This window comes from uncultured Brachyspira sp., assembly GCF_944390845.1.
GTDB lineage: Bacteria > Spirochaetota > Brachyspiria > Brachyspirales > Brachyspiraceae > Brachyspira > Brachyspira pulli.
Genome location: NZ_CALXRM010000019.1, coordinates 18384 through 40116, shown reverse-complemented (window position 1 = coordinate 40116; position 21733 = coordinate 18384). Strand labels below are relative to the sequence as shown.

13 protein-coding genes are annotated in these 21733 nt (G+C 27.8%); 6 read left to right on the top strand and 7 right to left on the bottom strand.

All coding sequences use genetic code 11. From position 1 onward, the window contains the following. Positions 1-134: 134 nt before the first annotated feature. The gene (gene hisC / locus Q0K52_RS05700; RefSeq protein ID WP_297297382.1) at positions 135-1193 is read right to left on the bottom strand and encodes a histidinol-phosphate transaminase; all 1059 of its coding nucleotides are present in this window, start codon (positions 1191-1193) and stop codon (positions 135-137) included. Between the two features lie 316 nt (positions 1194-1509). Here hisC and Q0K52_RS05695 point away from each other — a divergent pair, with 316 nt between their 5' ends. From Q0K52_RS05695 to creD, 6 genes are all read left to right on the top strand, one after another. Then, on the top strand, positions 1510-3357 hold the full coding sequence (locus tag Q0K52_RS05695; protein ID WP_297297380.1) for a methyl-accepting chemotaxis protein: 1848 nt from the start codon (positions 1510-1512) through the stop codon (positions 3355-3357). Positions 3358-3611: 254 nt separating this feature from the next. After that, entirely contained in the window at positions 3612-5444 is a 1833-nt protein-coding gene (locus tag Q0K52_RS05690; protein WP_297297378.1) for a methyl-accepting chemotaxis protein, read from the top strand. Between the two features lie 254 nt (positions 5445-5698). Continuing rightward, the gene (locus Q0K52_RS05685; RefSeq protein WP_297297376.1) at positions 5699-6547 is read left to right on the top strand and encodes an Rpn family recombination-promoting nuclease/putative transposase; all 849 of its coding nucleotides are present in this window, start codon (positions 5699-5701) and stop codon (positions 6545-6547) included. 144 nt (positions 6548-6691) lie between these two features. Then, positions 6692-8605, top strand: a complete 1914-nt coding sequence (gene flgK / locus Q0K52_RS05680) for a flagellar hook-associated protein FlgK (protein ID WP_297297374.1) — start codon at positions 6692-6694, stop codon at positions 8603-8605. 221 nt (positions 8606-8826) lie between these two features. Beyond that, complete coding sequence (locus Q0K52_RS05675) at positions 8827-11661, top strand: methyl-accepting chemotaxis protein (RefSeq protein ID WP_297297372.1); 2835 nt, start codon at positions 8827-8829, stop codon at positions 11659-11661. A gap of 275 nt (positions 11662-11936) precedes the next feature. Further along, positions 11937-13304, top strand: a complete 1368-nt coding sequence (gene creD / locus Q0K52_RS05670; protein ID WP_297297370.1) for a cell envelope integrity protein CreD — start codon at positions 11937-11939, stop codon at positions 13302-13304. Between the two features lie 86 nt (positions 13305-13390). Here the strand turns inward: creD and Q0K52_RS05665 are convergent, their stop codons facing one another. From Q0K52_RS05665 to Q0K52_RS05640, 6 genes are all read right to left on the bottom strand, one after another. Beyond that, entirely contained in the window at positions 13391-14776 is a 1386-nt protein-coding gene (locus Q0K52_RS05665; protein WP_297297368.1) for an MATE family efflux transporter, read from the bottom strand. 753 nt (positions 14777-15529) lie between these two features. Further along, the gene (locus Q0K52_RS05660) at positions 15530-17131 is read right to left on the bottom strand and encodes a peptide ABC transporter substrate-binding protein (RefSeq protein WP_297297366.1); all 1602 of its coding nucleotides are present in this window, start codon (positions 17129-17131) and stop codon (positions 15530-15532) included. 391 nt (positions 17132-17522) lie between these two features. Then, a complete protein-coding gene (gene bioA, locus Q0K52_RS05655) occupies positions 17523-18863 on the bottom strand; it encodes an adenosylmethionine--8-amino-7-oxononanoate transaminase (RefSeq protein ID WP_297297364.1) in 1341 nt (446 codons plus the stop codon). A 124-nt stretch (positions 18864-18987) separates the two neighbouring features. Next, the gene (gene bioD / locus Q0K52_RS05650; protein ID WP_297297362.1) at positions 18988-19650 is read right to left on the bottom strand and encodes a dethiobiotin synthase; all 663 of its coding nucleotides are present in this window, start codon (positions 19648-19650) and stop codon (positions 18988-18990) included. 28 nt (positions 19651-19678) lie between these two features. Further along, positions 19679-20680, bottom strand: a complete 1002-nt coding sequence (bioB, locus tag Q0K52_RS05645) for a biotin synthase BioB (protein WP_297297360.1) — start codon at positions 20678-20680, stop codon at positions 19679-19681. 15 nt (positions 20681-20695) lie between these two features. After that, positions 20696-21682: a biotin--[acetyl-CoA-carboxylase] ligase gene (locus tag Q0K52_RS05640; RefSeq protein WP_297297358.1), complete on the bottom strand. Its 987-nt coding sequence runs from the start codon at positions 21680-21682 to the stop codon at positions 20696-20698. Between the last annotated feature and the right edge of the window lie 51 nt (positions 21683-21733).

Here is a 21733-nt window from a genome sequence, read left to right as displayed (position 1 = left end):
TTATATTTATTAAAGCAGTTTTTATTATTAGATTTTGGGTATTTTGATTTTTTATCCCTCATTATAGTATCAAAACTATAGCGAGGGACAAAAATCTGCAAATATATTTTTTATAACTATATAGCAAAATAATTTTATTTAATTATCTCTTTTATCTTTTCTATAAATATATTCATTTCTTCATCAGTACCTATTGTTACTCTTATATAATTATCTATTAATCTAGTTTTGAAATATCTTACTAATATTCCTTCTTCTCTTAATTTTAGATAAATATCTTCAGCAAATTTATTTTTATGAGATATGAATAAGAAATTTGATTTAGAATCAGGTACTATAAATCCTAATTCTTTTAATATAACTTTTGTTTTTTCTCTAGTATTTATAACTTTATTTACGCTTTCTTCAAAATAAGCTTTATCTTTCATAGCTTCTATTCCGGCAAGTATTGAAAGTCTGTTTATAGTATATGAATTGAAAGAGTATTTAATATTTTTAAGTCCTTGAATTAGATATTCATTTCCAATAGCAAAACCTAAACGCATACCAGCTAATGCTCTTGATTTTGAAAAAGTTTGTATTACAAGCAGATTATTATATTTTTCTGTGAGTTTGTAGGCACTTTCTCCTCCAAAATCTATATATGCTTCATCTATTACTATTATATGGTTTTTATTAGTAGAGGCAATTTCTTCTATTTGAGAAAGGCTTAATAATAAACCAGTAGGGGCATTAGGATTAGCTATAAATATTCCGGAATTTAAATTCTTATAATCATTTATATCTATAGTAAAATCATCTTTTAAAGGTATTTGTACTTCTTTTAAATCAAAAAGTTTAGAATAAACAGAGTAAAAACTGTATGTAATATTAGGATAATAAATTTTATCTCCTTTATTGAAAAAAGCCATAAAAGAGAATGCCAATATTTCATCGGAACCATTTCCTATAAAAATATTTTTTTCATTTATATTGTAGAATTTTGATATTTCTTTTTTTAAATCTGAAACATTAGGATCAGGATAAAGTCTTAAATCATCAAAGTTTGATTCTGTTATAATTTTTTTTACAGCATTAGATGGAGGATATGGAGATTCATTTGTATTTAGTTTTATATATTTTTTATCTTTAGGCTGTTCTCCTGGTGTATATGGTTCTATAGATTTTGCTTTATTGCTTAAAAAATCACTCATAAAAAATCCTTTACATACTAATGGAAGTATTATTATATAAGATATTTTGTTTTATAACAATAATTAATTATCGATATTTTTTTGTATTAAATTGAAAATAGTATGAAATTATCAATGTAAACCGAAAATTTTTTGATTTATTTTAAAAAAATCAAAAAAAATTTTGAAAAATAAATTGACTTTAGGGTGTTAATTGTTAAATTAGTGGTAGTTAAATAATAGTGTTATCGATTTCAAATAAGCAATAAAAATAAAATTAAAAAAAATAAAAATAAACAATAATAAAAAACAAAAAAACAAAAAGAGGTTTTCATCTATGAAGAAAATACACAGCTTATCATTCAAAGTCCCATTTATAATTAGTTCTATTATTTTAATTACAATAGTTACATTGGCTTTTATTTCCATCTGGTCTTCATCAAGAGCCATAAGAAAAGCGGCATTGGAAGGTTTTTCTGCTACGGTTTCAGGTTATTCATCTATGATAGATATGGTGCTTCATGAGCAGAAATTAGCAATAGCAACCTATGCTCAGTCAGCAGCATTAGCTAATGGTATATTGAGAATGGACGATCCTGCAGTACAAAGTGAAGCTTTAAAGAGATTAAAAGATTTTGCTTCAGTAAATACTTATGCTATAAGTATAGGATTAGCAGATATGGAAGGAAATGTGTTGCTTGATAGTTCTAATCCTAAACTTGTAGGAGCTTCTATAGCAGAAATTCATAAACATTTATTTTCGTTTATGAAGTCTAATAATTACAAATTTTCTTTTGATAATTACACAAGTATATCATCTACTACAGGCGGGCAGGCTTTATTGCTTTGCGGAGGATTAAAAAATTCTCAAGGTAATTTTGTAGGTTTGATTTATATAAATTTAGATTTAGAAAAAGTAAATAAAGACTTTATCGGAAATTTAGATATTAACGGACGTATAACAGTTGCTAACAGAGATGGAAACGTTATCTTATCATCAGACAGTGAACGTATAGGAGGAAATTTGCCTGATGTTTACAGCATAATAAAAACAACAGATAAAGGAATAATAGAATCATATACTTATGAAGGTTATGAAGGCAAACGTTCTGCAGCTTATGAAAATGTTGATTTAATGCCTTGGACTGTTGTATTTGCTAAATCAGATAGTGAGATATACAAAGAAATAAAGTACACTATTCTTCGTACTGTAATAATTGGACCTCTTTTCATAATATTATGTACTATGTTAGTATTTATGTATATCAAAAGTATAACAAAACCATTAAATGAATTGGTTGATATATCAAAAGATATTTCTAACGGAGATTTGACATCTACTCATAGAAGCGTACAGCGTAAAGATGAATTAGGTGTTCTAGCTAACTCTTTCTTCGATATGAGAGACAGACTTGCAGATATTATAATCAAAGTTAGAACTTCAGCAGATGAAATAAGAATGAATGCAAAAGAGCTTTCTCAAGGAAGTGTAGATTTATCAAGACGTACTGAAGCTCAGGCAGCAAGCTTGGAAGAAACAGCTTCTTCTATGGAACAAATGGCTTCTACAATTAAATCATCAGCAGATCAATCTATACAAGGTAATAAGATGATGATAGATTCAAGAGATGCTATTCAAAGTGCCGGCGATATAATATTGGATACAACTAAAAATATAGAAGAAGTTTATGATGCTAGTACTAAGATTAAAGATATTACTAAGATAATAGAAGACATTGCTTTCCAAACTAATATATTGGCTTTGAATGCGGCAGTAGAGGCAGCAAGAGCCGGAGATATGGGGAAAGGTTTTGCTGTAGTAGCTTCTGAAGTTAGAAATTTGGCTCAAACTACTCAATCATCAGTAAAAGACATTACTGATTTAGTAGATAATGCTTATGAAAAGATAAATAAAGCAACAGAATCAGCTAGAGAATCTCAGGAGATATTTAATACACTTCAGGATAAGATAGAAAATACAGCTAAGATAATGCAAGACATTAGCTCTACAGCAGTAGAACAGCATGAAGGTGTAGAACAGGTTAATAGAGCAGTTACAGATATGGATACAGTAACTCAGCAAAATGCTGCTTTAGTAGAGCAGGCATCAGCTTCATCAACTTCATTGCTTAATCAGGCGGTAGAACTTGTTGATGCTATGAGTTTCTTTAAGGTTAGAAATTAATTAATATAAACTTTTTTCAATTGTTTAATTTATACATATATTAATAGGCTGCTTTTTAGCTGTCTATTAATATTTTTTCATGAATATTTTAAGGGTTATTTCTTTATAGAAATAACCCTTTTTATTTATTTTATAGTAAATAAATCCTAATAAAAGTAATTAAAATGTAATTTTTTTTTATTTTTATATTTAAATTATTCGAATTAAATATATATTAAAACAATGATTAAAAAATTTTTATTAAGGTTTTATGTATGAAAAAAATGAGCAGTTTATCTTTTAAAGTTCCTTTCATTATAAGCATTATAATTTTCATTACAATTTCTATATTGGGTACACTTTCTGTATTATCATCTACAAGAGCAGTAAAAAGGGCAACATTGAATGGATTTAAATCTACAGTTTCCGGATATGCTTCTATGATAGATATGGTACTGCATGAACAATTATTAGCTATTGATACATACGCTAAATCATCAACAGTATTTAATATTCTTTATACTAATGATGCTAATGTAAAACAGCAGAGTATAAATAGATTAAAAGATTTTGCTTCTGTAAATAGATATGCACTTAATATGGGACTTGCAGATATTAATGGAAAAATAATACTTGATAGTGATAATCCGTCTCTTGAAGGTACATCTATAGCTGATGCTGATCCTGAATTATTTACAAGATTAAAAGCAAATAATTATAATGCTACTTATGCAGATACTACTACAAAGGATACTCTAGATATACTTCTTTGTAAGGGATTATTCAATTCTCAAGGAAATTTGATGGGTATTATTTATATAAATATAGATTTAGGAAAAGTTAATAGCGATTTTATTTCTAATATAAATTTTGATGGAGATATAACAATAGCTAATGATAAAGGTATTATTATGCTTTCATCTAATAAAGATAGAATAGGCACTTCATTACCTTATGTTTATGATATAACAAAAACTACATCAGAAGGTGTTATAGAATCTTATGTCTTTGGAAATAATAAAAATAAAAGATCAGCTGCTTATAAAAATATTAGTATAATGCCTTGGTCTGTTATATTTGCAAATTATAATAGCCAAATTTATAAAGATATAAGAGGCATAATTTTTAGAACATCTACAATAGTGCCGTTTTTTATAATATTAGCTTGCTTTGTAGTTGCTCTTTATATAAAAACTATAACAAAACCATTAATTTCTCTAGTATTATTTGCTAAAGAGATATCTCAAGGCAATTTGATTTATGAACATAAAAATATCAATAGAGATGATGAATTAGGTATACTTGCCAATTCTTTCTTTAATATGCGTGATGTACTGCTTGATATTATAATGAAAGTTAGAGTTTCTGCTGATGAAATAACTAATAGTGCAAGAGAACTTTCAAAAGATAGTGAAGATTTATCAAGAAGAACAGATTCGCAAGCATCTAGTTTGCAGGAAACAGCTTCATCAATGGAAGAAATGTCTTCAACCATTATATCATCTGCAAATAAATCAGTAGACGGAAATAAAATGATGATAAACTCAAAAGCATCTATTGAGCATGCTGGAAGTATAATATTAGATACAGTTCAAAATATAGAAGAAGTTAATGAAGCAAGTACAAAAATAAAAAATATCACAAAAATAATAGAAGATATTGCTTTCCAAACTAATATACTTGCTTTAAATGCGGCAGTAGAAGCTGCAAGAGCTGGAGATCAAGGAAAAGGATTTGCAGTAGTAGCGAGTGAGGTTAGAAATTTAGCACAGACTACTCAGTCATCGGTAAAAGATATCACTGATTTAGTAGACAATGCTTATGATAAAATTATTAAGGCTACAGAATCAGCAAGAGAATCCCAAGAAATATTTAATGATATTCAAGATAAAATAGATGTAACTTCAAAACTTATGGACGATATAAGTACAACAGCATTGGAACAGCAATCAGGAGTTCAGCAGGTTAATAAGGCAATTACAGATATGGATGCGGTAACTCAGCAAAATGCTGCTTTAGTAGAACATACTTCTGCATCGTCTGCTTCTTTGCTTAATCAGGCTGAAGAATTGGTTAATGCTATGAGTTTCTTTAAGATTGGAAATTAATAATAAATTTTTTCAATTGTTTAATTAATACATATATTAATAAGCTGTCTTTTAAAATATTTAATAGAAGGCAGCTTATTATTTTTTTATGGTGTATAAATTATATATTTTTTCTAAAATGTTATATTTGTCAAACTTATAAAGCTTGATTTATTAAAAAAATATCTGTTTATAGGCTTATTTTATCAAAAGAATTTGTTTAACTAATATTAAAAGTTAATCTTATTTACTTATTAAATCTTGGGGAATAATAAATGAGAAATATAAACAGAATGAATGATTATTTTGTTAGATACCTGTTAGCATCGGAAGGAAATGAAGATATACTTGAGAATATAGTAAACTCTGTACTTGAAGATTTAGGATTTGAAGAAGTCCATAATCTGCATATCATTAATCCTCATAATCTTCCTGAAAATATTAATTTAAAAGAATCCGTACTTGATGTTAAAGCCATTACAAAAAGCAATAAAAAAATAATTATAGAAATACAATTATCAGGTAATATAGATTTTTTGAAGAGAATATATTATTATATATCTAGAAATATAGTAAGTGAAGTAGATGAAAAAGAACCGTATGATATAATTAGTGAGGTTATAAGTATTAATTTTGTTGATTTTAATATGGATTTTAATGATGAAGGTAAACCTCATAGATGTTTTAAATTAATAGATATAGAAAATCCTAATGTTGTTTTAGATATGGTACAAATGCATATATTGGAAGTTCCGAGATTTAAAAATATTTTATATAATTCCAATATAGAAGATATAAAGAGAAAAGGAATTTTATCTTGGATAGAGTTTTTTACAGCAAAAGATTTAGATAAAATAAAAGAAAGACTGAAGGAGGTAAATTTTATAATGGATAAAGTAATTAATAAATATGAACGTTTTATATCAAGCGAAGATGAAATGGAAGTTTATAATGCAAGAGATGCCTTTTTATATGGTCAGAAATTAATGTTAAAAAGAGAGCGGGAAGAAGGCAGAAGAGAAGAACAGATTGCTATAGCTAAAAATTTAAAAAAGTCAGGTATAGATATAAATATTATAAGTGAAAATACTGGTCTTAGCATAGAAGAAATAAATAAGTTATAATAGAAATAAAACATCTATACTATTTTTTATTATGTTATCTATTTGTTACAATAATAATAAAAAAAATCTAATCAAATTTTTATTTTATACGATAAGTATAGTAATTAATTTGAAGTAAATTATTTATTATTAAGGAGCATAATAATGTCAACAAGCTCATTTTTTGGTATAGAATTAGGTAAAAGATCACTTCAAAACTTCAAAACAGCTTTAGAGGTTACAGGTCATAATATAAATAACGTTGCTACTAAAGGATACAGCAGACAAAGAGTAGTAATGCGTACTTTTGATAAACCATTAGAAGCACCTAGTTTGAATAGAGCAGAGCGTGCCGGTCAAATAGGACAGGGTGCTGAAATAACTACTGTTGAAAGAATTAGAGATCAATTTATAGATTCTAAAATAATGGCAGAACTTGGAACTGATGGTTATTGGAAAACTAAATCAGATTATTTAAAACAATTAGAGGCTATTTATAATGAGCCTGGTAATTCAAATTTAAGAAGCGATTTAGATGCTTTCTGGGATTCTTGGCAGGAAATGGCTGCTAATCCTTCAGAAAGAGGAACTAGAATGGTGTTGGTTGAGAGAGCAGACAGAGTTAATAATTCACTCAATCAAATGTTTAATCAAATGAATGGAATGCGTAATAATTTGAATAATCTTGTTGAAAGCAAGGTTAATAGAATTAATGATATAGCTAGTTCTATCAAAGATTTAAACACTGAAATAGTAAAACAGCAGGCTTTAGGTCAAAGTCCTAATGATTTATTAGACAGACGTGATTTACTTGTAGATGAACTTTCTTCTATTGCTAATGTTGACATAAAATCTATGGATCCTGATGAGACTATGATTTATATAGGCGGCAGAGCATTAATTCAAGGTAATGTGGTAAGCGAATTAAGTGCTGAAAGAAATATCAATAATGAAGGTATGTACGATATCTATTGGAAAAAAGATCATGTTCAAGTTCAATTTGAAGGCGGAGAATTAAAGGCTTTATTAGAACTTAGAGATGTTGATACAGTTGATGCTATTAATGATTTGGATACTTTTGCTATGAATTTAGCAGACAGTGTAAACGAAATACATAGAAGCGGTTTCGGTTTGAATCAGGAAACTGGTGTTGATTTCTTCACTATGACAAAAGCTACTCCTTCTGTTATAGGTAATTTTGATACTAATAATGACGGACAGGAAGATTCTACTATAATGTTTAAAGTAAGCGGTATCAATTCAGTAGATGCTTCAGATAGTATAGGAAGCAGCGGTACATTAGTGTTTGGAAATAAATCAAGAGAAGGTGCTGATGTAGCTATAGATTATACTGCTCAAATGAAAGTAGGTGATTTAATAGATAAAATCAATTCAAGTGAAGCAAATGTTTCTGCTTATTTAGATGATAAAAATAGATTAGTACTAAAAGCTAAAGGTTTTGATGATTATATGAAGCCTTCATATTTCATTAAACATATAGAAGATTCAGGAGATTTCTTAGTAGGTATTACTGGCGTATTGAATCAGTCTGGAGCTGCTGGTGCTTATAATTGGCAGAATACAGATCAGGTTAATAGACTTGCTGGTGATTTCAGAAACTTTACTACAACTCCAGAAAGACACCCTGCAGGTGCTATACAAGTAAATGATATTATCAGAAATGATGTAAATTACATAGCTGCTTCTAAAGGTATAGATACTACAGGTAACGGCTTTAATGATAAATGGAATGGTGTAGGTGATGGATCTAATGCTTTGGCTATTGCTAATTTAAAAACTAAGGAAATAATGGTTGACAGTAAATCTACATTCAATGATTTTTATACTGGAAGCCTTGCAAGAATAGCTTCAAGAACAGAAAGTGCTAATGCTGAAACTGAAAAGCAAACAGTTGTTATGGAATATCTTGAAAGATTAAGACAGTCTGTATCAGGTGTTAACTTAGATGAAGAAGTAGCTCAGATGGCTATGTATCAGCATGGTTATAATGCTTCAGCAAGGGTTGTAAGTGTAATGGATCAGCTTCTTGATGTTGTTATAAATAGAATGGGTGTGTAAGAATATATAGAACTTTTTAAGGCGGTATCTTTTTATGATATCGCCTTATTTTTTTATACAGTATTGTTTTTTAGTAAAAAATTGCTGAAATAATTTTTGAAATTATTATACTTTTTTAATAATATCACTTTACAGTTATTTGTTTTAAATATATTATAGTAATAATTCTTTAAAAAATATACGTCCGATTCCGATATTAAATTACACAGGAGCATTTTGCAATGGGTATAAAAATTCGTATAATTTTAATAATAGTTGGAGTTATGGCCCTTGTAGCAGCCAGCACTAACTTTTTAAGTAATACTTTAAATACAGAGACTTTTTCTGAGATTACAGAAAGAAGTCTGCATAATAGATTTAGATTGATAGGTAATGAATTTGAATATAATATAATGTCAGCAAGAGAAGAAGCTGCTAAAATAGCTACTACTCTTACTATAAGTTATAATGATATAAAAAATTATACACTTGATGATAGAGATACATATTTTCAGAATTTTTTATCCGCTGCTGTTGGTGAATCTCAGCTATATTTCAACAGAATTTTAAGTATATTATTCCACCCTCAAGTTATGGGAGATGGAACTGAGCCTTTTGCTATTTATAGATATTCTACTATAGATAATAGATTTACAAAGATAGATATTACTAATGAAACTATGTGGATCAATCTTACCAACAATTATGGTACAGTAGATAAGAATATACTATACAGACAAGTATTAAAACCATATATAATTAATGAAAGAGGCAATATTGGTGTTACTTTAAATATGGCTTCTACTATATCTGATATGTCTAATAGCAGTGTTGTAGGATTGGCAAATATAGGTGTATTATTTAACTATTCATCTCAAAATATAAAAGATGTTCTTGATATAGAAGGGTCTGATTTGATTGTAATTGATAAAAGAAATTCAAGTATTATAAATTCTAAAAATACTGATTTAATTAATGCCAGAGTTGATGTTTTGTATCCTGAATATTATGAAATATTTAATGCTACTTTATCTTCAGGGGATATTAGAATAGATGATATAAAATTAGGCAATCAGTCTTACAAATCTTATGTAACAAGTATAGCAGGACTTTTAAATATAGTAATGCTTATTCCTAATTCTTATTATACTTTACAAATTAAGGATATGAATAACTCTATATTCTATACCATAATCATAGCATTTTTGATGGCAATAGTTGCTATAATATTCTTTATTAGAGTTTTATTTGGTTCTATTACAAAAATATCAGATGCTATAGGTAATTCTGTTGATAATAAAGACTTAACTGTTGATATACCTAAAATATCAGGCGGTGATGAAATAGGTGAGATGACAAAATGGGTTGTACTATTAAATAACTCGCTTCAATCCGTATTATCAAGTGTAAAGAGAACTATTTTAACTTCTAAAAAGCAAAGTGATACATTGACAGAAAAAATCAGTGATAACTTGAGTATAATATATGGTATCAATAATAATATTGAAACTATTAAAGACAATGTAAATGATGAGTTGAGTCAGGTAGAAATTGTAGAAAGCAGCAATAAAAACATGCAGGACTATATTGCTACAAATACAAACAGCATTGATTCCATAGAAAAAGATACAAGAGAACTTCAAGGAAAAATCATAGAAGAAGGCGAAAACATAGAACAAATTGCTACAGCAGTTGAACAGATGAGCAAAACAATTGAAAGTATTGATGCTATTATTTCTAAAGTTACAAATAAAGCCAAAGACTTATCAGTAGCATCTATTAAGAGTAAAGAGAAGATGCAGGCTACATCTATGGCTACTGGAGATTTAAGAAATGCTTTAGGTTTCATTTCTAATTTCGTAAGTTCTATTAGAAACATAGCCCATCAAACTAACCTCTTAGCGATGAATGCTGCTATTGAGGCTGCTCATGCTGGTAAATACAGTTCAGGTTTCGCTGTAGTTGCTGAAGAAATACGTAAATTATCAGAAGTATCAAACGAACAGGCAGATAATGCTAATAAAGTACTTCAAAACATAGAAGAAAAGATTATTATTACTACTAATGATTTAACTGAATCTACAGAGCAGTTCGATATACTTACAAGAGATGTACAAGAACTTACTGATATTATGGGTACAGTGCATGTATCTTCTGTAGAACAATTAAAAGCTATTAATGAGATAGTTAACTCCATTACAAAGATATCTGAATCCAGTGAGCATATTAAAACTCAGTATATTGATATGGCTGATAAGCTTGGAGCAATTAAAACTAATCTTGATGCTTTGAATAATATATCTTTAGCTACTTCTAAGACTATGAATAAGCTTAAAAATATATCTGATTCTATACATAGCAGTGTAGAAAGTATTTCTGAAAGTTCTAATAATCTTTCTGTTTCTGCAAATACTATGAATAAATTTGCTGCTGATAACAATAGATTATTAACTGAATTAGAAATAGATATATCTAAATATAAAATTAGAGATGCTAAAACTAAAAAAGAAGTTGCTACTCAAAGAGTTAGAGGTATTACTTTATTAATATTAAAAGAATTTATTAAAACTAAATTTGGTGAAGACGGTTATCAAAAATGGGTAACTGCTATGGAGCCTTCATCTTCTTTAATATTTAAAAATGAAATAGTTAGTAAAGAATGGTATCCTTATATGACTTCTTTCCATAAGCCGTATAAACTTGTTTGTGATTTGTTCTATGGCGGTACTAATACGGGTATTAAAGATATTTCTGAGTATCACTTTAATCAAATTATACCTAGATATTTAAGACCATTGCTTTTCTTTGTGCCTAAACATCTTGCTTTGTCTTATGCTGCTGAACATATATTCCCTGATTTATTTGATCCGGCAAAAATAGATATTATTAGAGCTAGAAGAAAGTTATTGGTAGTACATCTTACTGATTTTACTGAAGATCCTGAAGTTATGGAACTTGCAGTGCTTGCTTGGTCTAGTATGCTTCTTGAATCTATTACTCATATTAGATCTAGTATGGAAATAACTAAGTCTATTAAAGATGGTGAGATTTATACAGAATTCGTACTTAAATGGTAATTTGTAATTAAATTTCATTGAAATATAAAGAGTTGGAAATCAAGTTTTCCAGCTCTTTTTTATTTTTAATATATTCAAATAAAGGCTAAAATAAATATCGAATAATTTTCTTATATTTTTGTAAATCATATTTTTATTTATAGACGATATATATCATAATTAATTTATAGTGAATAATAATATAATTGTTTAGCATAAATATTTTGTATTTTTTGTATTGATATATTATCTATAGTATAATATATTAATTGCTAATAATTCGGAGGTTGTTTGATATGATAAAAAATATTAATGAAATTACAAGGACTTTGGGATTTAAAATACTTATAATAGTTATATTGGGACTTTTGCTTTTAATTCCTATGAGTTTTATAAATAGTGTTGTAAAAGATAGGATTAGTTATAAAAGTGAGGCTGTATCGTCTATAATAGAGCCTGTAGGAGAGACTGCCAATATACAAGGTATAGTTGTTGCCATACCATTTTTAAGTAAAGTAATTGACAGTGAAACTAAAGAAATAAGCTATGTAAGGAAATATATTTTTTACATGCCTAATAAATATAATGTTACAGGCGATATTGAAGTTTCAAGTTTAAGCAGAGGAATATTTAAAGCTCCTATTTTTCATTCACAGTTGAATGTAACAGGAAAATTTGATAAGTATAATGAGGAAATATATAATTTAGATGAAAATAACAATACTATACTTTATGATGAGGCTATGATTATATTAGGTGTAGGAAACAAAAAAAATCTTATGAATCTTCCTAATATATTAGTTAACGGAAATGAAGAACTTAAGTATTATGAAAAAAATATTCATGTAAATTTAAATATGTTTGATAATAAGTTTTTATATACTATTTCAAGAGATAAAATATTAAATGGATTTTATTTTAATATAACTATGGATATTCAAGGAGGAAACTCTTTGATATTAACTCCTCTAGCTTCTGAAAATACTTTTAATATATCTTCAAAATGGAAAGATCCTAGTTTTACAGGAGGATTTTTACCTATAAAAAGAGAAGTGAATAATAATGGATTTAATGCCGAATGGAAAATAGCAAGCTTTAACACTCCATTTACTAAGTATTGGACTAGCGATGAAAATGCAAATAGAACAGACAATATTGATGATTCTCAATATTGGAATGCAAATAGAGATGTTAATAAAGTTGTAGTATCTTTTTTACTTCTTAATGACAATTATCAAAAAACTTCAAGAAGTGTAAAGTATGCAATACTATTTATATTTATTCCGTTTTTTGTACTATTTTTATGTGAAGTGCTTTCAAAGAAACGCATACACCCAGTGCAATATATACTTATAGGTATGGCAAATGCGGTATTCTATTTACTATTGTTAGCTATATCAGAGCATCTTAGTTTTAATTTAAGTTATTTCTTAAGTGCATTGATGGTAACAGCTTTAACATCTATTTATATAGGATATATAATAAAATCTTCTAAGTACATTATTTCAATGGCAGCAGTTGATGCTTTAGTTTATATATTCTTATTTGGAATACTTCAGCTTACTGACTATGCATTATTAATGGGTACATTAGGATTATTTGCAGTTATTGCTCTTGCTATGTATTTCACTCGTAATGTTGATTGGTATGGTGAGAATAATTAATTTATAAAAATTATATAATTTAGGCTTGAAAGTACTTTTTTACTATTTACTTTCAAGCCTTATTTATTTTTTATATTTATATATTTTTATACGCTATGTTCGGATGCAGAATGTGAAGCTATATTAGCGTTCTTTTTCCATTTATTTGAATAATAATATAATAAGCTAAAAATCATACTGAAGAAGTTACCTACAGCCATAGCAGTCCATATTCCCCATAATTCCATTTTAGGGGATATCATATAGGCGAGCGGTACTCTTATGATAATATGGGCACAAAAAGCAAATACCATAAGCATAAAAGTTTTTCCGGCACCATTTATAACGCCATTAGCGGAAAACATTACAGCAAGCATTATTATAGAAGGCATAACAACATAGATATAACTTTTTGTATATTTAAGTACGCTCATATCCTTAGTAAACATTCTTACAATAATTTCAGGAAATAATACAGAAAAAATGGCCATAAATGCTGATATTCCTACTGACAATTTTATTCCTGCTTTGAATATTTCTTTAACTCTTTCCATTTTACCTGCTCCGATATTTTGTGCTACCATAGTGGCAATACCGGCAGATAATGCTAAAAGCGGTAAGAATGATAATGAATCAACTCTCATAGATACAGCAACAGAAGCAGAAGCTGATTCTCCATAAGTATTTATAAGTCTATTTAAAAATAACCAGCTTATGGATACTATTAATTGCATAGCAGCAAATGGAAGTCCTATTTTGAACATTAATTTAGTTATATTAAAATCGAATGCCAAATCAAAAGGATTAGCTTTTACAATACTGTTTTTCATTTTCAAATATACCATACTAATAGCAACAGAAACAAATTGAGAAAAGGCAGTAGCATAAGCTGCACCGTCAAGTCCCATAGCAGGTATTGGTCCTATACCTGCTATCATAAGCGGATCTAATATCAAATTCAAAACTGAAGAAATAGCTAAAAATATCAAAGGTCTTACTGTATCTCCAATTCCTCTAAGCAAAGCTGAAACTAGAAAATAATAAAACATGAATGGGAAACCTATCATACTTATTCTGAAATAGCTTACAGAATATTCCATTATACTATCTGCAGTGTTTAAAAATTTCATCATAGCAGGAGCAAATATATATCCTATAATTGCCAAAGCTAGAGAAGTTATTAAACTTATAGTAGTTGAAACTCTAGAAACATATATTACAGAATCTTTATCATTAGCACCGAAATACTGTCCTATTAAAATATTGGAAGCTACTGTAACTCCTGAAGCTATAGCCATAAGTATTAATATGATAGGAAAACTTACAGCAATGGCACCAAGACCTTTAGGTCCTATCATTTGACCTATCCAAATAGTATCAACTATATTATATGCAATATTTAAAAGGTTTCCTAATATCATAGGTATAACTAAGTTTATCAGCCCTTTGCTTACATTACCTTCGGTAAGCTCCAACATCTTATCTTTTTCCATAATTATCCTCATATATAATTTTGATAGTTTTTTAATTGTTTTATTTATCATTATGTTTTTATAATAAATTGTCTTGAAATATATTATTTTTTCAAAACAAGTATATAACTTTTTTATTTAGTTTTTATTTAGTTATAGAAAAAAGTTTAAAAAGTATAAAAGCATTCAAAAAATATAAATATAATGTAGAATATTATATTTACTATAAAGCAAAATAGATTTAATCATATTCCAAGCAAGAGATAGAAAAAAATTACATTTTACAGTAATAATATCAAATGCAGATAGCGGTAATTTCATAAAAATCCCTATATGATTATAAATTAAAAAATGAAATATATGTTTTCTATTAAAAAATAATTAGTAAATCTTATATTCTTAAAAAAATAAAGTCAATATAAAAAGAGATTTTATTGATAATTTTTTATTAATTTTTATAAATTTGTATATAAAATATAGATATTTTCATATTTTATATGTAATATATGTTGTATATTTGTGTAAAACATTATAAAAAACGTTTTAAAGGTTTTATAGAATTATTAAAAATCCCGCCCTTTATTCTTTTTATTTAAATTATGATTTTTTGCTTTCATTATCTTTATAGCTTAGTCAGAAATTAGAACGCCCGCCCAAGTTTGAATTAACTTAAAAATGCATTTAACGCACGGTAAAAATAATTTTCAATATAAATTGATTAATAATATAATTTAATTATATATAAAAATTCATTTACCGTGCGTATAAGGAAACTCATTCTAAATATGCATTAAAAAATCTATATAAACCTTGTGAATCATATTCTATTCCTTTTAGCTTTGGAGAAACAAGTAAGGCCTCGGAATAAAAATATATTGGTATTATAGCATTATCATTCATCAAGATATTTTCAGCATCATGCATAGCTTTCATTCTTATATTGTTGTCTTTATTTGTTGAAGCCATATCTATATATTGATTGTATGCATTATTCGAGTATGAACCATAATTGTTAGGCGAATCACTTTTAAAAAGGTTTAAAAAGTTTATAGGATCATTATAATCAGCATACCATAAATAAACAGCAATATCAAAATTCTTATCGTACATATTTTGTAAATATGAAGCCCATTCATTTTTTGTTATTCTTATATCAATATTTAAATTTTCTTTAATCATACTTTGAACAGCATCAGCAATATTTATATCAAATTCTCTTGTCGCTATAAGCAAATCAAGTACAGGGAAATTCTTGCCGTCAGGATATCCTGCTTCAGCTAATAATTTTTTTGCTTCTGCTATGTTATTTTGATATTCTTTAGTTTTTATATGCTCGCCTCCATTTTCTCTAAAATCCCCATAAACATCATTAATACCGAAAGGAACAAAACTTCCTGCTGGAGATTCTCCGCATTTAGTAATTGACTGTACAATATATTCTCTGTCTATTGCTAAAGATAATGCTCTTCTTATTCTATTATCTTTTAATATTTCTTTGTTTAAATTAAATCTGTAATAGTATGAAGCAGCCACTGGAACAATATGAACTATTCCTTTTTGTTTTAAACTTTCAATATTATTTCTAGGAAAAGGTTTAGCAAAATGAATTGAATTATTAAGCACTCCAGCAAGTGAAGTATTAGGTTCTTCCATTAAAAGAAAAGTTAATTTATCAGGCTTTATATTTTGATTATTCCAATAATTAGTATTTCTTTCTAGTATTATATTTTTATCAGTATTTCTTTCTGTCATTTGAAAAGCCCCATTTCCAATATATGTTTCAGGCTTTAAACTCCATTCATCGCCGTATTTATTTATTATATCTTCACGTACAGGATAGAAAGGTGGATATGCAGCAAGTTCAAGAAAATATGCAGTAGGGTAGTTTAATGTAACTTCAAATGTATAATCATCTATAGCTTTAACTCCTAATTCTTCTATAGCTTTTTTACTTTCTATTATGTCTTTTGCATTTTTTATAACTTCAAAATAAAAACTATATTTGTTTGCAGTTTTAGGATCAACAGCACGCCTCCAAGTATAAACAAAATCTTTCGCAGTTAAATTTTTTCCGTCATTCCATTTAGCATTAGTTCTTAAATGAAAAGTGTATACCGTTCCGTCATCATTTATATCCCAACTTTTAGCAGCTCCTCCTATTATTTTATTATCAGCATCTTTTTTTGTAAGTCCTTCAAAAGCATGAAGAATATATATCATAGTAAGATTATCTGTATTTAAAGTGGGATCCATAGTTAAAGGTTCTGGAGCAAGATTTATAATAATTTCATTATTTGTAATTGTTTCTTTTTTTGTACATGATGTAAATATAATTAAGAGCATTAACAAATTAGCAGTAATTATTTTTTTTAGCATTCGTTTTTCCTTTGCATTTTAATTTTATAAAAAGTACACTTCTATTGCAGTATTTTTTACCTAATTTAAGAGTATAGGTATAAATAAATTAGTATTGTATTAGTTTATACCTAAACAACTATACTTTGTCAAAAATAATTTTTTAAATTTAAATATCTGCAGGGCTTTGCCCCGCACCCCACTTCTTTTGGTGCCCCAAAGAAGCAGGCACAGCCCGCCTTCGGCGAAAGACTGCATTTGGGCTTTAATTTAATAAATTATATTACATGTAAAACAATTTTAGTATGATTTAGTACTAATTTTACATTTGCACTTTTTGCAACTTTGACGAAGTCCGCAGAGCGTATGCGGCGGGAAAAAGTTGAGTAAAAAATAACAAACTTAAAAATTCTTAGTATAGTATATCATTTATAGAAGATACACATAAATCAACAGCCTTATCTATTTCTTCTTCATTGATTATCAAAGGCGGATTGAAATAAATTACATTTCCTAAAGGTCTTAATAAAAGTCCTCTTTGAAGTGCTTTTTTGTATATTTGATAACCCATTCTAAGTTTAGAATCAAAACCTTCTTTTGTATTTTTATCAGTAACTAATTCCATAGCATTGATAAGACCTATATTTCTAATCTCTCCTATGTTTGGGTGATCAAGTAATTTTTCTTTTAATTTATTATTTAAATATTTTGCTCTGACTTGTGTTTTATTTATGATATCATCTTCTCTTAAAATCTTTTGTACAGCCAAAGCAGCAGAACAGCCGAGAGGATTTCCGCTATAAGTGTGACTATGCATAAAAGCCTTGCCTTCATTATAGTCAGCATAAAAGGCATTATATATTTTATCTGTAGTTATAGTTATTGCCATAGGCATGTACCCACCTGTTAAGCCTTTTGAAATACACATTATATCGGGAGTAATATTGGCATGATCGCATGCAAACATTTTTCCTGTGCGTCCGAAATTTGTAGCTATTTCATCAACTATAAAAACTACATCATATTTATTACAAAGCTCTCTTAATTTTTTTAAGTATAGAGGAGGATATATTCTCATTCCGGCACTTGCTTGAAGTAAAGGCTCTACTATAACAGCACAAATTTCATCAGAATATTTTTCAAACTTTTTTTCAGCATCTTCAAAACATTCGCATTGGCAAGTTTCTCTGTTTTTACAGTATTTACATCTATAACAATCAGGAGCTTCTATATGTATTGTGTCCATTAACATTGGTTTGTATATTTTAGCATATAGGTCTAAGCTTCCAACGGATAATGCACCAATAGTTTCACCATGATAACCGTCCGTAAAACAGATAAATCTTGTTCTTTTTGTATTTCCTATTTGATGCTGATATTGAAATGCCATTTTTAATGCAGCTTCTACTGATGAAGAACCATTATCAGAAAAATTGAATTTAGTTAATCCTTCAGGTATTATTTTTATAAGTTCTTCGCATAATTTAATAGCACCTTCATGAGAAAAATTTGCAAATATAACATGCTCAAGTCTGTCAAGCTGTGCTTTAATATTTTCATTTATTTTTTCATTGCAATGTCCAAGTAAATTGCACCACCAAGAACTTACAATGTCAATATATTCTTTTCCGTTTTTATCGTATAAATAAATTCCTTTTCCTCTGTCTATGATGATCGGAGGAAGTTCCTCATAATCTTTCATTTGAGAACAAGGGTGCCATATATATTTTAAATCTTTTTGTTCTAATGTCATAATAAGTTCCTTTTTTAAATATACACGGGGGAGTAAAATAGGTCCCCCGCATATTCTTTTTGCAAATAGGGAGAGAAAGCAAAAAGAATTTAGAATCTATTAAAATAATTATTAAGAATAACAATTATTCAAAAAGCGAAATTAAATTATCTATTTTTAATATATTTTCTGTATTAACTATTCCAACTACTTTTATATCAGTCATTTCTTCTATCATTTGCTTATTATCTTCATGCATAACATTTGATATTTCAAATTTATTTAATATAACTCCATTGATTTTTAATTTTCTTTTCATCATATATTCTATTGTAAGTACTGTAGAATTTATTGTACCAAGTCCGGCATCGGCTATTATTATAGAAGGTATATCAAGTTCTTTTATGATATCTTCTAAAAATATTTTTTTATCTTTATCGTATCTTATAGGGCATATTATACCGCCGCTTCCTTCAACTATCATATAATCATGCCTTTTAGAAATATTTTTATATGCCTCTTTTATTACTTGCATTTCAACAGGATTCCCTTCTATTTGAGAAGCCAAGTGAGGAGAATAGGCATGTTTGTAAGTATAAGATACCATTTCATCATAAGAGTCTGTTAAATTAGCTTTTTCTTTAACATACCAAGCATCACTGTCAGTTATTTCATTGCTGCCGCTTAAAGCTCCTTTATAATATCCTATATTCAATCCCTCATCTTTTAATTGTTTTGCAATCAATGCTGATACATAAGTTTTACCTACATCAGTTCCAGTGCCAGTTATAAAAAGTGCTTTAGCCATAATATAATATCCTATAAAAAATAATTTTTTAATCTTCTGTTAATTGTACTTTGTATCCTAATTCTTCAGCCATTTGCTTATCTGTTTCTATAGAAATACCCATAGTTGTGAGCATATCGCCGGTAATGGCTGCATTTGCTCCGGATAAGAAACATGCTTTTCCTTTATCTTTTAAAAGTCCCCTTCCTCCAGCAAGTCTTATGAATGCTTTAGGATTAATAAATCTATATATAGCAACTATTCTTTGCATATCATCTTCAGTAAGAGGTGTAATATTTTCAAAAGGAGTATTGGCTATTGGATTTAACATGTTTACTGGTATAGACATTATACCAAGTTCTTTTAATTCAAATGCCATGTCTATTCTGTCTTCCCAAGTTTCTCCCATTCCCATTATACCGCCGCTGCATACTGTTAATCCTGCTTTTTGTGCTGCTTTTATTGCATTTATTTTTTCATCATAAGTATGAGTTGTACAAACTTCCGGAAAGAAATTTCTTGATGCTTCTAAATTGTTATGAACTCTTTTAAGTCCTGCTTCTTTTAATTTTGAAAATTTTTCTTCATCAAGCAATCCTAAAGATGCACATACATATCCGTTTGTTTCTTGGTTAATAGTTTCTATAGCATCATAAACTTTATCAATATCTTCTCCTTGTAATGCTCTGCCTGATGTTACTATAGAATATCTTAAAACTCCTTTATCAAAATCATTTTTTCCCTGCTCTAATATTTTTTCTTTTGGGAGTATATTGTACTTTTCACATTGTGTATCATAATGAGCTGACTGAGCACAAAATTTACAGTTTTCTGAGCATTTTCCGCTTTTAGCATTTATTATAGAACACATATCAAATGTATTAGCACAAAAATATTTTCTTATACTATTTGCTGCAACAGATAATTCATCTAAGTCTACATTAATTAATTTCATTGCTTCTTTTTTTGTTATATTATATCCGTTAATAATTTTTTCTCTTAATTCATTTAAATTTACTTCTTCTCTTATAATCTTTTCTATATTGCTCATATTTACCCCCCATATTTATGATAATTTATGATTTACGCTTCCAGACAATAGTCTGTCAATTTTTCCATCATTAAATTCTACTATCAAAGCAAAATTTCTATCTATATCTAAAACTTTTACTATATTTTCTTCTCCTTCTATATTTATAGAAACTTTTTCTCCTATCAAAAAAGAACGCTTTTTGTATTCATCATAGAAATTGATATTGTTAAAATAATATTCCCATAGATTTTCTAATATTTTTGATATTAATAAATTTCTTATATCAGATTTATTATTATTTTCTAAATGTATAGATGATGCTATATGTTCTATTTCTTTTGGGAATCCTGATTTAGGAAAATTAACATTGATTCCTATTCCTATAATGGCATAATCAATTTTTCCGTCCTCAAAGCTGAAAGCACCTTCAGTTAATATTCCGCATACCTTCTTTTCATTTATAAATATATCATTAACCCATTTTATTTTTGTATTTGTATTTGTTATTTCTTCTATTGCTTTTGATACTGCCATTGCTGCTGCTGTTGTTATGAAAGAGTTATTAAAAGTCTTTTTTTCTTTTTTAAGATTTAAAATTATACTCATATATATACCGGTTCCATAAGGTGAAAAGAATGATTTTCCGTTTCTTCCGTATCCGCTTGTCTGTTCTTCAGCCAAAATTACAGTTCCGCTTTCGGCTCCATTTATTGCTAAACCTCTTGCTATAATATTTGTTGATTCTACAGTTTTGTATATTAAAAGATTAAATTTATCAGCATGTTTATGCATATTATTTTTTATTATTTTTGATGATAAAATATCTGTTTCTTTAGAAAGAGCATAGCCTTTATTGGATACAGCATAAATATCATATCCTTCATTTTTTAATGCTTTTATTGCCTTCCAAATTGCTGCTCTGCTTACATTTAATTGATTTGCTAATTTTTCACCGGATATAAATAGACCTTTATTTGATTCTAATATTGATATTATATTCTCTTTTATACTTCCTTTCATAAAATTATGATAACATAAAGAAAATTAATTGTCAACTTTAAATATTGTATG